Source organism: Maribacter aquimarinus, assembly GCF_047345505.1.
Lineage (GTDB): Bacteria > Bacteroidota > Bacteroidia > Flavobacteriales > Flavobacteriaceae > Maribacter.
Genome location: NZ_JBLFEO010000001.1, coordinates 19,130 through 33,301, shown reverse-complemented (window position 1 = coordinate 33,301; position 14,172 = coordinate 19,130). Strand labels below are relative to the sequence as shown.

At 51.7% G+C, this 14,172-nt stretch carries 14 protein-coding genes; 5 read left to right on the top strand and 9 right to left on the bottom strand.

The window, feature by feature from the left end; genetic code table 11:
- Positions 1-179 precede the first annotated feature (179 nt).
- Positions 180-326 carry a hypothetical protein gene (locus ACKWCC_RS00180; RefSeq protein ID WP_413993864.1) on the top strand — a complete coding sequence of 49 codons (147 nt, stop codon included), beginning with the start codon at positions 180-182 and terminating at the stop codon, positions 324-326.
- 379 nt (positions 327-705) lie between these two features.
- Here the strand turns inward: ACKWCC_RS00180 and ACKWCC_RS00175 are convergent, their stop codons facing one another.
- From ACKWCC_RS00175 to ACKWCC_RS00155, 5 genes are all read right to left on the bottom strand, one after another.
- Positions 706-894: a YgaP family membrane protein gene (locus ACKWCC_RS00175; protein WP_413993863.1), complete on the bottom strand. Its 189-nt coding sequence runs from the start codon at positions 892-894 to the stop codon at positions 706-708.
- 11 nt (positions 895-905) lie between these two features.
- On the bottom strand, positions 906-1,211 hold the full coding sequence (locus tag ACKWCC_RS00170; RefSeq protein WP_413993862.1) for a hypothetical protein: 306 nt from the start codon (positions 1,209-1,211) through the stop codon (positions 906-908).
- Positions 1,212-1,257: 46 nt separating this feature from the next.
- Positions 1,258-4,452: an efflux RND transporter permease subunit gene (locus ACKWCC_RS00165; protein WP_413993861.1), complete on the bottom strand. Its 3,195-nt coding sequence runs from the start codon at positions 4,450-4,452 to the stop codon at positions 1,258-1,260.
- Between the two features lie 114 nt (positions 4,453-4,566).
- The gene (locus tag ACKWCC_RS00160) at positions 4,567-5,655 is read right to left on the bottom strand and encodes an efflux RND transporter periplasmic adaptor subunit (protein WP_413993860.1); all 1,089 of its coding nucleotides are present in this window, start codon (positions 5,653-5,655) and stop codon (positions 4,567-4,569) included.
- Positions 5,656-5,665: 10 nt separating this feature from the next.
- On the bottom strand, positions 5,666-6,973 hold the full coding sequence (locus tag ACKWCC_RS00155) for a TolC family protein (RefSeq protein WP_413993859.1): 1,308 nt from the start codon (positions 6,971-6,973) through the stop codon (positions 5,666-5,668).
- A 78-nt stretch (positions 6,974-7,051) separates the two neighbouring features.
- Between ACKWCC_RS00155 and ACKWCC_RS00150 the strand changes: the two genes are divergently transcribed.
- Complete coding sequence (locus tag ACKWCC_RS00150) at positions 7,052-7,255, top strand: hypothetical protein (RefSeq protein ID WP_413993858.1); 204 nt, start codon at positions 7,052-7,054, stop codon at positions 7,253-7,255.
- 58 nt (positions 7,256-7,313) lie between these two features.
- On the opposite strand, the gene ACKWCC_RS00145 is transcribed toward ACKWCC_RS00150, so the two are convergent.
- A complete protein-coding gene (locus ACKWCC_RS00145; protein WP_413993857.1) occupies positions 7,314-7,778 on the bottom strand; it encodes a cold-shock protein in 465 nt (154 codons plus the stop codon).
- A 442-nt stretch (positions 7,779-8,220) separates the two neighbouring features.
- Between ACKWCC_RS00145 and ACKWCC_RS00140 the strand changes: the two genes are divergently transcribed.
- The gene (locus tag ACKWCC_RS00140) at positions 8,221-8,844 is read left to right on the top strand and encodes a GntR family transcriptional regulator (protein WP_413993856.1); all 624 of its coding nucleotides are present in this window, start codon (positions 8,221-8,223) and stop codon (positions 8,842-8,844) included.
- 3 nt (positions 8,845-8,847) lie between these two features.
- Here ACKWCC_RS00140 and ACKWCC_RS00135 read toward each other — a convergent pair whose 3' ends face one another.
- The 3 genes from ACKWCC_RS00135 to ACKWCC_RS00125 are packed head-to-tail and all read right to left on the bottom strand — an operon-like array spanning position 8,848 to position 11,577.
- Complete coding sequence (locus ACKWCC_RS00135; protein ID WP_413993855.1) at positions 8,848-9,924, bottom strand: amidohydrolase family protein; 1,077 nt, start codon at positions 9,922-9,924, stop codon at positions 8,848-8,850.
- A gap of 31 nt (positions 9,925-9,955) precedes the next feature.
- On the bottom strand, positions 9,956-10,570 hold the full coding sequence (locus tag ACKWCC_RS00130) for a nucleotidyltransferase family protein (protein WP_413993854.1): 615 nt from the start codon (positions 10,568-10,570) through the stop codon (positions 9,956-9,958).
- Positions 10,567-11,577 carry an XdhC family protein gene (locus tag ACKWCC_RS00125; RefSeq protein ID WP_413993853.1) on the bottom strand — a complete coding sequence of 337 codons (1,011 nt, stop codon included), beginning with the start codon at positions 11,575-11,577 and terminating at the stop codon, positions 10,567-10,569. The genes ACKWCC_RS00130 and ACKWCC_RS00125 overlap by 4 nt, the downstream gene beginning before the upstream one ends.
- A gap of 275 nt (positions 11,578-11,852) precedes the next feature.
- Between ACKWCC_RS00125 and ACKWCC_RS00120 the strand changes: the two genes are divergently transcribed.
- Together ACKWCC_RS00120 and ACKWCC_RS00115 are read left to right on the top strand one after the other, a co-directional pair.
- Positions 11,853-12,944: a vWA domain-containing protein gene (locus ACKWCC_RS00120; protein ID WP_413993852.1), complete on the top strand. Its 1,092-nt coding sequence runs from the start codon at positions 11,853-11,855 to the stop codon at positions 12,942-12,944.
- Between the two features lie 366 nt (positions 12,945-13,310).
- The gene (locus tag ACKWCC_RS00115; RefSeq protein WP_413993851.1) at positions 13,311-14,138 is read left to right on the top strand and encodes an OmpA/MotB family protein; all 828 of its coding nucleotides are present in this window, start codon (positions 13,311-13,313) and stop codon (positions 14,136-14,138) included.
- The last annotated feature ends 34 nt before the right edge of the window (positions 14,139-14,172 follow it).

The window sequence follows — 14,172 nt, the reverse complement described above, 5'->3', positions numbered from 1 at the left end:
AGAACCATTCGCCATTCAAAGGAGGCTTCGACTGCGCTCAGCCTGACATTTTGGCTATCAACTCGATTTAAAATAGGCAACTATCCACTGACCTCTATGACCATAAATCACATCGACATAATAAAAACCAGAACAACGTTACATTCCCTGATGTCAAGGCCATATACGATTTTCTCGAATTGAGAAAAGACATTGTCTCCAAAAACCCAGAACATTTTGAAAAGGGAGAAGTTCACACAATCCTCTCCAAACAAAAAATTGTTTGGCAGCAACTCTATGCTAGAATGAACGAAATAGAAGAATTAAAATCCTTTCAAGATGAATGAGATGTACACAATTTATGTCCACTTTCCATTGGCTGAAGATTATATGGATAATATAGGTATGTTCAGTAATTTATGCCGTGTACGCCAGCGTATGCGGTATATTTTAAAAATAATGAACTAAATGTAACAACAACTTGTTTTTTGAGTAGGTTGTAATTGCAAAAGGTGGCCCACTGCCCGGAGGCCGGGGGTTCAAGTCCCCCTCTCGCTACTTATTAGATACAGAACCCAAGATGAAAATCTTGGGTTTTTTTGTGGACCAAAAACGGCAAAGCCTTTGGGCCTGCACGGGCCACGGAACCGGATTGCGACCCTCTGGGGCGCACCGGTTTTCCGCTTTTTTTTCAGTTGCCGTGTAAGGTCTTTGGTCTGGGCGGCCCTAGCCCTTAACCTTGAACACCTTGGTGAGAATATCGTCCAAAAGGCACCATTTGGTAACGGAAGACTGTAAGAGGTTGGCGCCCACAAAGGCCGTGAACCAAAGCCAGTTGATGTTCACATAAATGGCCAAGACCAGGCTGATCAGAATAAATGTCCCTGCAATTCCGCGTACGATTCTATTTTTCATTTTTATTGGGTTTAGATATGTTTTTCTATGGGAACCACCACCGCCTTGAGGGGGTTGTTCGTTTCAAGGTTTTGGTTGAAGCCCTTGATCAGTTTAAAAAGTTCGTCCACGGTGTCTTCCTCGGCAAAGGAAAAGAACAGCTCTGAGTCTGCCCTACTGCCCTCCCTGGCGAACCAACTGGAAACCAAATTGTTGGTGGCCGTTGTTTTGTGGCCCTCCACATCAGATTCACTGAAATTCTCTATTCCGGCCCTTCTAAATAGATCAATGACCTCCTTTTTGTACTCATCCACTGCCGTTACTATGACCAACTTCATCGTTTTCTCTTTTTTTGGCTTTCCGTGTATTTGTCAGGGAATACCGTTAGTTGAAATTTTTCTTTTCTATCATGTAATACACCAAGGGCACCACCAACAAGGTGAGCACGGTAGAGACAATGGTGCCGCCCATCAATGAAATGGCCAGTCCTTGAAAAATGGGGTCGAACAGAATCACAAAGGCCCCAATGACCACCGTGCCCGCCGTGAGCAATATGGGCGTGGTGCGCACGGCCCCGGCTTCAATGGCCGCTTGTTTCAGGGGCACCCCTTCGGCGGTTCTCAGGTTGATGAAATCGATCAGCAGCACCGAATTCCGCACCATGATGCCCGCCAGGGCGATCATGCCAATAAAGGAAGTGGCGGTAAAGAAGGCGCCCATGATCCAGTGGCCCAATATGATGCCGATCAAGGACAGCGGAATGGCCACCATCATCACTATGGGCGCCTTAAAGTTCTGGAACCATCCCACGATCAGGATGTAAATGAGAATGATGGCGCCCAAGAAAGCGATGCCAAGATCTCTGAAGACTTCCAGGGTGATCTGCCATTCACCATCCCACTTTACCGTATAGTTGTCCTCAAAATCTGGTTGTCCCAAGTACATCTCGGCAATTGCATAACCTTCCGGCAAGGGAATCCCAGCCAATTTTTCTTCCATTCCCAGTATGGCGTAGGCAGGGCTTTCCAGTTCCCCGGCCATATCGGCCAGCACATAGACCACCCGCTTTTGGTTTTTGCGGTATATGCTCTTGGCAGCCGTGGTTTCCTCAATGTTTACCACGTCCGCGATCGGTACCATTTGGCCCTGTTTTGAGCGCACCTTCAATTGCGAGATATCTGTAATGGTCGATTTTTCCCGCTCATCCAAGGCCAATATCAGGCCCACTTGGTGGGAGGCATCCTCATCGTACAGATGGGTGATCGCCCTGTTGGATAGGGCCAGGTGCATGGTGTGGGCGATCTGCTGGGGCGCAACCCCGTACAGCATGGCTTTTTCCTTGTCAATTTCAAAGAGAAATTCGGTTTGATCGGCTTCCACCATCCAATCGATATCCACCACATCTTCGGTGCTTCTTAGGATCTCTTGGATTTGGTTGGCAACCTTGATCTGGGTGTTGTGGTCCGGACCGTACACCTCGGCCACAATGGTGGAGAGTACGGGAGGCCCTGGCGGCACTTCCACCAATTTTACGTTGGCGTTGTATTTTGCGGCGATTTTTTGGATATGGGGCCGCAATCGTTTTGCAATGGCATGACTTTGGGAACTGCGGTCCTTTTTGTCCAACAGGTTCACTTGTATGTCTGCCATGTTGCTCCCTCCCCTGAGATCATAATGGCGCACCAGACCGTTGAAGGTTATGGGAGCGGAGGCGCCCACATAATTCTGGTAATTTACCACCTCTGGCCGTGTGGCCAGGTACTGTGCTATTTCCCGTGCCACCACGCCAGTGCGCTCCAAGGTGGTGCCCTCCGGCATGTCTATGACCACCTGAAATTCATTCTTATTGTCAAACGGCAACATTTTAACGGCCACCGATTTGGTGAAGAACAGGGCCATGGTGCCCAAGAGCAGTAGAAAGGTAGCGCCCAAAAACAGCCAGCGTTTTCCTTTGTTCTCCAGCAAAGGCCGCTCCAAGGTATTGTATATCTTATAGATGGCGGTGTTTTCAATGGCCTTTTCGGGAGCATCCTTTGCCCCTTTTTTGTCCTTTTCCCTCAAAAAGATATAGCCCAGGTAGGGGGTAATGGTAAGTGCCACGAAGAGGGACAGGATCATGGCTATGGAGGCCCCAATGGGCATCGGTGCCATATAGGGCCCCATTAAACCGGATACAAAGGCCATGGGCAGTACCGAGGCAATGACCGTGAAGGTGGCCAAGATGGTGGGGTTGCCCACTTCATTGATGGCATAGAGGGCGGCCTGTTTAAAGGGCAGGCGCTTCATTTTAAAGTGGCGGTGCATGTTCTCGGCAATGATGATGGAATCGTCCACCACAATACCGGTAACGAACACCAAGGCGAACAGGGTGATCCGGTTCAGGGTATAGTCCAGCATATAATAGCTGAGCAGGGTCAGGGCAAAGGTAATGGGCACGGACAGGAAGACCACCAGTCCGCCCCGCCAGCCCATGGCCAGCATAACCACAATGGTCACGGCAATGATGGAGCCCATCAGGTGCAGCAATAGCTCGGACACTTTATGCGATGCGGTTTCCCCATAGTTTCTGGTCACGGCAACATGGACGTCATCAGGAATCAAGGTCTCACGCAAGTGGTTTACCTTGGCAATGATCACATCTGCGATTTTCATGGCGTCTGCCCCCTTTCGCTTGGCCACGGAAAGGGTCACCGCCGGATACTCGGCCGGATACCCAGCAGCTTTTTCGCTTCCCTGCCCAAAACCCAGGGACACATAGTTGAGCGGTATTTCCGGACCATCGACAATGGTGGCCACCTGCTTTAAATAAATGGGCCTGTTCTGCTGTACACCAACCACTAGGTTCTCCACATCGGTCACCGATTCCAAAAACTTGCCGGTGTTCACCAGAAACTCCCTATCGTTCTTATCAAAACTCCCAGCCTTCAATTGGCTGTTGTTGGCCTTTATCATTTCTGCAACGGAGAGGAAATCCAACCCGCTGGACGCAAGTTTGTCTTTGTCCAAAACCACGCGCAGCTCACGGTTCCTGCCCCCGATCTGGTTGGTTATGGAAACGTCTTTGACCTTTTTGATCTCGTTCTCCAACTCTTGGGCCATTTGTCCCAGCTGATAGTCATCATAGGTTTCGCTCCAAAGGGTGAGGCCCAAAATGGGGACATCGTCAATGGCCCGCGTTTTCACAAGGGGCATGGTTACCCCTTGGGGCATCTGGTCCATGTGCTTGTTGATTTCGTTGTACAGTTTTACCAGGGAGCGCTCTATGTCCTCGCCCACGTAAAATTGCACAATGACCATGCCCTGCTCCTTCATGGAGGTGGAATAGACGTACTCAATGCCCTTGATGTTGCTTATGAGTTTCTCCAAGGGCTTTATAACCCTGGACTCCACCTCTGTGGGGCTTGCACCGGGGTAGCCCACAAAAATGTCGGCCATGGGCACGTCTATCTGGGGTTCTTCTTCCCGTGGAATCAAAAACGAACTGTACACCCCAACCACCATGAACACGATCATTAAGAGCACGGTGAGCTTTGACTGCATAAAAACCCTGGCAATTTTTCCTGCGATACCTTCTTTCATAGTACAATGGTCCCCGCTGTATTTCCATTTGGAAACGGTTAAGGGATTTGTTTTGGTTAATCTATTGTTTCAACATACGGTGGTGTCCGCCCTGTTCACAAGGCGTGCCCGGGGCTATTGGACCCTGATTTTTGCCCCGTTGTACAGTTTTCCCTCTGCGGCCACGATATAGGTTTCTTCCGGGCCCAAGCCGGACAGCACCTCTACTTGGTCCCCGTAGGCCCGGCCCAGTCGCAGCCAGCGGAGTATGGCGGTATCGCTCTGGCTCACGGTGTACACTCCGGACAATTGTCCTTTGGTGATGATGGCTTCCGATGGAATGAGCACTGGAGCTGTCTTTGCCTGCCCTGCCACCGGGAATTGCACCGTGGCGAACATGCCGGACAGGACATTGGCCCCCGCAGCCTCCAAAGCTACCTTTACCACATATTGCCCACCCGTGTTTTTGGCCGAGGTGCTGATCTCCGCCACGGTGCCCCGCAAGGTCTCCCCAATGGATTTTACCACCACGTTTACGCTGCTGTTGGGCGCTATACGGGAAATTTCACTTTCAGGAACCAGGGCGGTGACCTCATATTGCCCCGGTGCCTCCAGTCCCAACAGGGTCATGCCGGGATTGGCCATATCGCCTTCATCAATAAAGGTATTGGTGATCACCCCGCTGAAAGGGGCCCGGATATGGGCATAGTTAAACTGGGCATTGACCTCATTTTTCATTTGTTTGGCGGCTTCCAGTGCGGCGCTCGCCATTTCAAAGCGTGAGGTCATGTCATCCAGTTCCTTTTGGGTGGCACTGTTTTGCCGGTGCAGGTTTTTATACCGTTCGTAGTCCTTTTGGGCATTGCCAAAGGCTGCTGTGGCCTTGGTAATGTTGGCATCGGCCTGTGCGGCCTTGGCCCGCAGATCGGCATTGTTGATCGAGATGAGCAACTGCCCCTTCCGCACCTCATCGCCCACGGTCACATACATCTTGTCCACATACCCCATCATCCGCGTGCCCAGATTGGCGCTGTTGCTGGCGGCCACTTTTCCGCTTGCGCTCAAAAATTGTCCATTGGCACCAGATCGGACCTTTGTAACGGTCACCGCCACCGCGGGGCCGCCAATGTTTTTTGGTTCTTGGTCCTTGGAGCCACAGGCCGTAAAGAACAATAGGGTGGGCATTAGGACAAAAAGGAAGGTTGTTGTTTTCAATTTTTTCATCGTTGTAGCATTATTTTGTTAGGAACTGCACGTAAGCGAGGGCATGGTTGTATTCAAACACCGTTTGGTGGTACTCCAGCTGCTTCTGGGCGTATTGGGTCTCGGTGAGCAAAAGATCGGCTGTTTTTTCCAGGCCTTCCTTGAACCTATTGGTGCGGATGCGGAGTGATTCCCGGGACTGGTCCAGGGCCAATTTGGTGAGTTGCAGCTTGTTTTTGGAGTCGGTCAACATCCGGTTGGCCTTTTTCAGTTCCAGCTCACTTTGTGATTTGTAGTTCTCCAGTTCCAAGACCGACTTTTTATGGGCGGCCTTGCTCTTTTGCGCCTGTCCGAAGCGCTTGGAACCCTCAAAAAGGTTCCAGCTAAGCTGTGCGCCAAAGGTATATCCGTTGGCGCCGGCCCTAAAAAGTTCATCATCGTGAAGCTCATAGGAACCAAAGGCGTTCAAGCGCGGCAAAAAGGTCATCTTATCGGCCAGTCTCAGGGCCTCATGGGCTTGCGAGGACAGCTCCATGGCCCGGATATCGGCCCGGGTTTCGGATACGGCCCCCACCTCCTCCAGCGCATTGCCGTTAAGCTGTAAACTGTCTGCGGGCCGGTAAATGGTGTAGGCTTCATCATCCATTAAATAAGAAAGGTAGTTGGAGGCGTTGGCCACATTGCTCCGCGCGGTCTGCAATTGGTTCATGACCTCGGTAACACGCACTTCCACGGCCAGCACATCCGCTCTTTGCAGGTAGCCTTGATCAAAGTTGTCCTGGGCCAGTTTAAGATTGGCCCTTGCGGCCCCTAGGGCTTTCTCCAGAACGGCTACCCCCTTATGGGCCAACTGCAGCTGCATGTAGGCCTTATCCGCCTCAAAATCCAGATGCTCTTGGGCGCGTTGGGTCTGTAGGGCCATGGCCCGCATCTTGGTCTTGGCGGCCTTGCGCTGGTATATGCCGTCCATATTGATAATGGGCTGCTGTATTTCCAGCCGGGTGGCGTAATTCTCTATCTGTCTGGGATCGTTCAGTAAAAGCGGGTTAAAATCGTTCTGGGTCAGGATTTCCTGATTCAGTTTGGAGCCAAAGGCCATCAATGGGTTGGTCGTGGCCATTGCCGTGTGCGAAGCGGTTATGTTGGGCAGGAAGACCGCTCCGGTCTGCCTAAAATCGGCACGTGCTTCTTCAAGACCCTGTTCGGAAATCTTTAGGGAGGTATTGTTTTCGGAGACCCTATCCAATACCTCTGCCTTGGTGATGAGCCTTGCATCCTGGGCAGATGCCTTGGTGAGCAACAGTGCCAGGAGGAAATGCAATATGTGTGTCTTCTTCATTTTGGATAACCATTTACACGGCAAAAATACCGGGCAAATTTGGCCTTGGCAGTAACATAGGTTACCTAAGGATGATGGATGTTGACTGATGCCCACCCTTACCGCGCTGGGGAGCGCAGGGTCAGGTACCCTGGGGGCATAAACGAGGAGGGGCAGGGGCCGGAGGCCGCGCCATTGGAGAGTGCAAGCTTTTGGGACGCCGGTAAGACCGCACAAAAAAAGCCCCGTGCCACGCACGAAGCCCTTGGTAAGACCAATGTCTTTAAAATTAAGCTTTGGTAGATCATGGCCTACGGCACCTCTCTATCTGTCTGGTACCTGCCTTGTAGTGGTTGTGGGGTTACTCCTCCAACTTTTTTACCCTCACGGCGTTCATGCCCTTCATCCCTTTTTCCAGTTCAAAGGACACTCTGTCGTTTTCGGTAATCTCGTCTATGGTACCGGAGATGTGCACAAAATATTTTTCATTGTTCTCGGAATCTATAATGAACCCAAAACCTTTGGAATGGTCAAAGAAAGACACTTTTCCATTGCGCACAGGATCGAACTCTTCCACATCACCTTCTTCTTTTTTGGGTATGCCCAAGACAATGTCCTCAGCCTCCACTTCCACTTTTTGGTCGGGATCGGGCGGGGTGTCCACCAAATGGCCGTTATGGTCCACATACGCAAACTGAATGCCGGAGGTGCCACTTTCCTTGGCGGCGGCTTTTCTGGCCTCTTTCTTCTTTTGCTTTTCTTCCCTCTTCTTTAAGCGTTTTTTTTCTTTTTCGGTTTTGTTGAATGTCTGTTGCGATCTTGCCATTGTTTATTGAAACGTGTTTTTAATGTTGTTGGATACCGTGATTTCTTGCCGGGCCATTACAGCGCCCCCGCATTTTCGGGTTTGGTGAACTAAAATCAAGGGGATTGTGGTTTGCGCTGCGCTGGGAACGCCCCAAAATGCCGTATGATGCTACAAAGATAGGGTTTGCATTTGAATTTACGGTAAGAAAGCCCTTGTTTAGCCGGCCCTATGGGGCCGCTGGGGCCTTCTTTCTGGATACGGCAGGCCCAATGGGTTGTCACGGTACAGGTTTTGGTGCCATGGCCACCGGGTGTTGTGCTCGTGTTGTGGTGCTTGCCTTGCCCCGCTGCCTACCTCTGCACTTGCCCGCTTACCCGAAAAACCCCATAAATTGTTGCATTACATACGATTCTTTCGCCATTTCCCGTTATCATCGTATACGATTTTATATCTTGCCTCCATGGGAGTGAATTTAAGGGATGCGGTGCGGAATCAATTGCTGAACGATATGGTTCGGGGCAAGCTCTCCGTGGGCAAGACCATAAATCTTGCCGCCCTTTCCCGAAAACTGAAGGTAAGTGTTACCCCCATCCGGGAGGCATTGGTGCAATTGCAACAGGCGCAGATCATTGCCGCGGTGCCCAATAGGGGCTTTGTGGTGGCCGAATTGGATCCGGACGAGGCCGCGGACCTCTACGGCCTAGTGGCCAATCTGGAGGTCATGGCCATTGAGAACACGAACTTCACCGAAACCGATATTGCCCAATTAAGAGAGCAACAAGCGGTATTTGAGCGGGCCTCCAACGCCCTGGAACGAATTCAGGCCGATCTGGAATTCCATCGATTGCTCACACGGGGGTACAACAATGCCTTGGCCCTGAGCATTCTTAACGATCTTAAGACGCGCATTTTCTTTTACGAAAAGGCCTTTACCGAAGACGATCGGTTTTACAATGCCACGGACAATCAGCATGAAGCCATCATCCAGGCCATAGCCGATGACAATGTGCCCACAGCTTCCCTGCTGCTAAAAATGAACTGGATGCTCATTCTGAACTACATTCAGAAAAAACTCACCGAATAGGGCTCAGGGTGCAAACAGTCCGGCGTCCAGCCCGGGCAATAGCTTCATCGCGTTTTTGTAATAAAGTTTTTTTAGGACCTCATCTGGCAGTTCCATACCGTACATGGCCCAAAAGGCGTGGTACTTTTTGTAGTAGGGAAAGTACTCGTCTCCCGTTTCCAGCACCCGGAAATATGTGGGGAATTCCTCGGGTTTCCAGCTGTCTTTTCCAAAGAGCACCCGATCTTGGTAGGTGATGAAGAATTTTTTAGCGTTTTTTGGCTGTCTGCCCAGCTCGGCGATCACGGCCGAGATGCCCACGTACATATTGGGCATGGCGTCCAAAAGTTTGCCCAAACCTTCCAGATTGTTGGCGTACCATCCCATATGGGCATTGATGAAGGTGGTGTTCGGGTGCCTTTTGAACACATTGTGCTGTTCTTCAATGATCTGTTCCCAAGGGGCGGGATCCGTGGCGGATCGTTTCCTTCCAGGTCTCTTTTTCAGTTCCAACCAGCGCTCGTTTCGCGCGTCCATGTCATCCCAAAAGGGTTTGGGATCGGCCGCATGGATGAGCACGGGCACACCCATTTCCGCACATTTTGCCCAGATGGCATCCAACCTGGGGTCGTCCACTGCCAGTCTGTTGCCCTTACTGTCCTTGTAGCGCAGCCCCAAGCTCTTGAATATCTTGAGCCCCTTGGCGCCATAGGCAATGTCCTCTTCCAATTGTTGGGCGGCCTTTTTGCCCCAGCCCGGCGTGCCCACCCCACTGAAATCCACATTGGCAAAGACCACGAACCGCTTGGGATGGGTGGCCTTGATATTGTCCACCTTTTCCCTGAGATCGGCTCCGGAACCACCGCTAAGGTTCACCATCACGGCTTCGTTCAGGGCATCCATGTCCTTTACCAGCTCGTGGAGGCGCTGGGGAGACATGTCCCTTTGGTGGCTATGGATGTCCACAAACGGAAACTTGGCCCTTGGCACCTCGGTACCGGGCACAACCAGGGTGGAAACGGGGTTGTACTCCTCAAAGCCCATCTCCTGTCCCAAGGCCATGGGCAATGCCGTGAGGAATAGCATGGCACAGAGTGCCATCTGTTTTGTACGTGGTGCTCTTGCGGGCACCTTAATGGTGCAATTGGTACAGTGCTTCATATTGTTCTGGTGTGTCAATATCCATAAGGGATGCCCCGGCGGGCAATTCCAACATCTTGTTGTTTTTTTGGTTCAGCAGGGCCCTGGCCCCCATATCCCCTTCCAGATGCATCAGTTTCTGGAACTGATCGGGACGAAACACGGCGGGCACCCCTGCCCTACCACCATAGTTTGTGGCAATGACCTCCAGCTGGCCCAACTGAAATTCCTTCAACAACCCATTGTAATGGGCCAGGGTGAGCAAGGGTTGATCGGCCAGGCAGACCAGCGCACCGCCAAAGGCGTGCCTTTCCCTGTGGTACAGGTAGCGGATGCCCGCGGCAATACTGCTGGAGAGTCCCTTTTTCCAATGGGGATTGTGCACGGTGCCCACCTCGATCCCCAAACGCTCTAAATGATCGCAAATTTGTTCCCTGTGCGCCCCTGTGACAACATAGGGCCTCAGCGTCTTGTTTTCTTGCAGTGTCTTTAAGGTATGCCCCAATAGGGTGCTCTGTTTCCAGGGCAGCAGCTGTTTAACGGCCCCCATCCTTTGGCTTTGGCCGGCGGCCATGACCAGGGCGGCTATGGGTCTTTGCTTGCTCATTGGTGTATGCCCTTTTTCTTATGGCTCAAGGGTGCCCCGTCCTGCTTACGGGCAACCGCCAAGATCTCGGCCAAAATGGAAATCGCAATTTCCTCCGGGGTTTCGGCCCCAATGTTCAAGCCTACCGGGCCGTGCAGCCCCTCAAAAAAAGAAAGGTCTTCCCCGGGATAGCGTTCCATAAACTGGTCCACAAGCCGGTGCTTCCTTTTTAAGGGCCCCAAAACCCCAAAATACATGGGCCGGGCCCTGCGCAGGGCCCAAAGATACTTTAGGTCCGTTACATAACCATGGGTCATGAGCACCACCGCGGTGCGATCATCCACCCTTTGGGCGGGAAAGTCCTCCGGGGCATGCTCCCAAAGGGCCTTGGCGCCCGGAAATTGTTCCAAACGCCGTTGGTGTTGGGGCGGGCAGCCCACGATCACTTCCCAGCCCGTATGGGCTGCCAGTTGCGCCAATTTGGCACTGTCGTGCTCACTGCCCAAGATGAGCAAGCGCATCAATGGGGGAAGTGTCTGCTCAAACACAGGATGATCTTTGTCCCGGATCTTTTGGGAATTAAAATAACCCTTGTGGCCCGCCACGCGGATTTCCGTGCCAGCGGTGGGGCAAACACCAAATTGCTTTTGGTAGCTGCTCTTTATCTGTACGGGCAACCGGTCCGCAAAGGCGCGGTCCAAAAGGGCCAGGGTATCCTTGGAAGGGGAAAAATGTTCCAATAGGATGTAGAGGATGCCATCACAGCCCAAGCGAAAACGACCGTCGTAGGTGATCACCTTGGCCTCCTTGGTCTCAAAGACGGAGCGCGCCTGTTGTGCCACCTCCTGCTCCACACAGCCACCACTGAGCGCGCCCACCATTTCGCCGTTTTCGAGCAACAGCATGCGCACGCCCGGCCTACGGTACGATGAGCCGTCCAGTGCCACCACGGTGGCCAGTACTGCCGAAAGCTGTTTTTGCAGCGCAAGGCGATGGGCGGCAATGATGTCTTTTAGTTCATGGGTCATACGGAAGAAGCTTCAATGGGCAACATCCTGTTTCTGCGCTCGTTTGTACAGGTGCCTCCCAATAAACACAAAGCTAATGAAGATCTGCGCCATTTTTTGCCCCAATGGGGTCTTTTTGGGTGTATTCCTTTGTGGCACCGGGCAGGCCAAGCGCCGGTGGGCGGAGGCTGACCGCCGGATGCCCCTCTTTAACATTGTTTAACATTATTTTTATTTTTGTGCCATACTTAATGGTAGCTTTGCCCGTTCTGCTAGTTGAATTCAATCCACGTTATATGAACACTGTTTTAAAGACACTATCGCTGGTTTTTGTACTGGCCTTTTTTACCGCCTGCGGCGGTGCCGATGACGATGTTTCCCTAAATCTTGACTTTGGTGGCGACTTGGGGAAGGGGCAGCCCGTGGACGAGTGCCTTGGTTTGGAAGAGGGCAATCTGGTCCTATCCATACAGGAGCAATTTACCACCCTACCGGGAAAGGTATCCATCTTTTTCAAGGTTTCGGACACGGATGGCAATCCGGTTCCAGGACTTACCGCAGATGAGTTCACCATTTATGAACAAGGACGCAATGACGATTGCTTCAACACCATTTCCACCTCAGAATCCTTTGCCAGGATTTCGCCCAACTCACAAATCTTCAGCAACAAGACCTTATTGGTACTGGATTTGAGCAACAGTGTCCTGGAGGGCAGTTTGGAGGAGCTAAAGGTGGCCTCCACCAGCTTTGTGAACAACGTGATGCCCACGGTGGAACAAACCTCTACCCAAATGGCCATCTATTGGTTCGACGGCGAGGACAAACTGCACCAATTGAACGCCCTGACCTCTTCCAAACAGGAGTTGATACAGGCCATAGACGGCATTACCCAGAGCATTAGCACGGATCCCTCCACCGATCTCTATGGGGCGGTGATCAAAACCACTGATATTGCCTCCGAGCTGGTCAGGGAGAGTACCTCGGGGGGCAACATTGGGGCCGCCTCGGTGGTCATCTTTACCGATGGCACCGACCAAGCCGGCCGAAATAGCGAGGCCGCGGCCCTTAAAAAGGTAGAGGAGGCCAATGCCAACATCTCTTTCTTTACCATAGGCCTGGGCAGTGAAATTGATACGGACGTACTGGAGGACATTGGCAAGACCGCCAGTGTCTTTGCCCAGAACAAAGAGGAGTTGGAGCAGACCTTCCGCGATATCTCGGACAAGGTGTCCGAGCGGGCCAACAGCTTTTACCTCTTTGAGTACTGCAGCCCCAAAAGGGATGGCAGTGGCGAGAACAACCTGGCCATTGAAGTACGCGCCGGTTCCAGGCAGGGCGCCGTGCAGACCAAGTTCAACGCCAACGGTTTTACCGGCGGGTGTGAATAACCGCCACCACGCATCAACAACATGCAAGCGCTCCCATTTTCGGGGGCGTTTTTTTTGGTCCATGGTGGCAAAGGGGCCATACATTGTGGCCATCCAGGCGTGCAAACCGGAAACTTAGGGCATGGTTGGACTTCCTTCCCAAAATACCCAAAAAAATAGGAGGTCCCCATTTGGTTGCTCTTTCGATGCAGCACTTTGCCAAGCAGAACAACTCGGGCACGCTTTGGTTTGTAACAGATTTGAAATGCCATTTTTTTGTTTGCCCAACCTACCTTAAAGACGGAAAATCTGCTGGGGAGAACATCCATTCCCCAACTTCCTTCGTACATAAGCCAAACACCATTTGTAACCTTAAAGAACAAAAAAATGAGAAAAGCATCCATTACAGGATTGTTGGTATTGGGACTCTTGTCCTCTTGCGTATCCAAGAAAAAATACGTGGCTTTGGAAGACAATCTGGCCCAGACCAAAAGCGCCTTGACCAAAACACAGGTGGAGAAGGAAGAGCTGGAAGGGAAAATGGCCAAAATTGAGGCCCGTGTGGCAGAATACAATGACAAGATCAACTCCCTGAAGGAGATTAACGACAGCCAATTTACCACCGTGGAGGACGTGGCCGTAATGAGCAACAACACCAAGGCCAAAATGCGCAAGACCCTGGAGCGCGTGGATCCGGCCAAATTGGCCAACGCCAAGACCTTGCAAGATTCCATGAACCTCGCGGTCTCCTACAAGCTAAAACAGTCCATTTCCGATGAGGGAGAGGACGTGGACGTGAGCATAGACAAAACGGTGGTGATGATCAATATCTCGGACGAACTGCTGTTCAACACGGCCAGTTACCGTGTAAGCGATAAGGCAGACAATATCTTGGGAAAATTGGCCGAGGTCATTAAGTCCGAACCCAGTATGGAAGTGATGGTGGAAGGCCATACGGACAGCCGCCCCATAAGTACCCCGATGGTTTCGGACAACTGGGACCTTAGCGTTAAGCGGGCCACCTCCGTGGTGCGCAAACTGCAAAACGATTTTGGTGTGGAGCCCTCTCAGCTCATTGCGGCGGGCCGCAGCAGTTACCTTCCCTTGGTGGAAAACGATAGTAAGGAGCACATGGCACAGAACAGAAGGACAAAGATTGTGATACTGCCCAACCTGGATAAGTTTTTTGCCCTGTTGGATACGGAAAACCTATAGTGCCCCCCTCGCTACAAAAAACATAGGAAGGCCC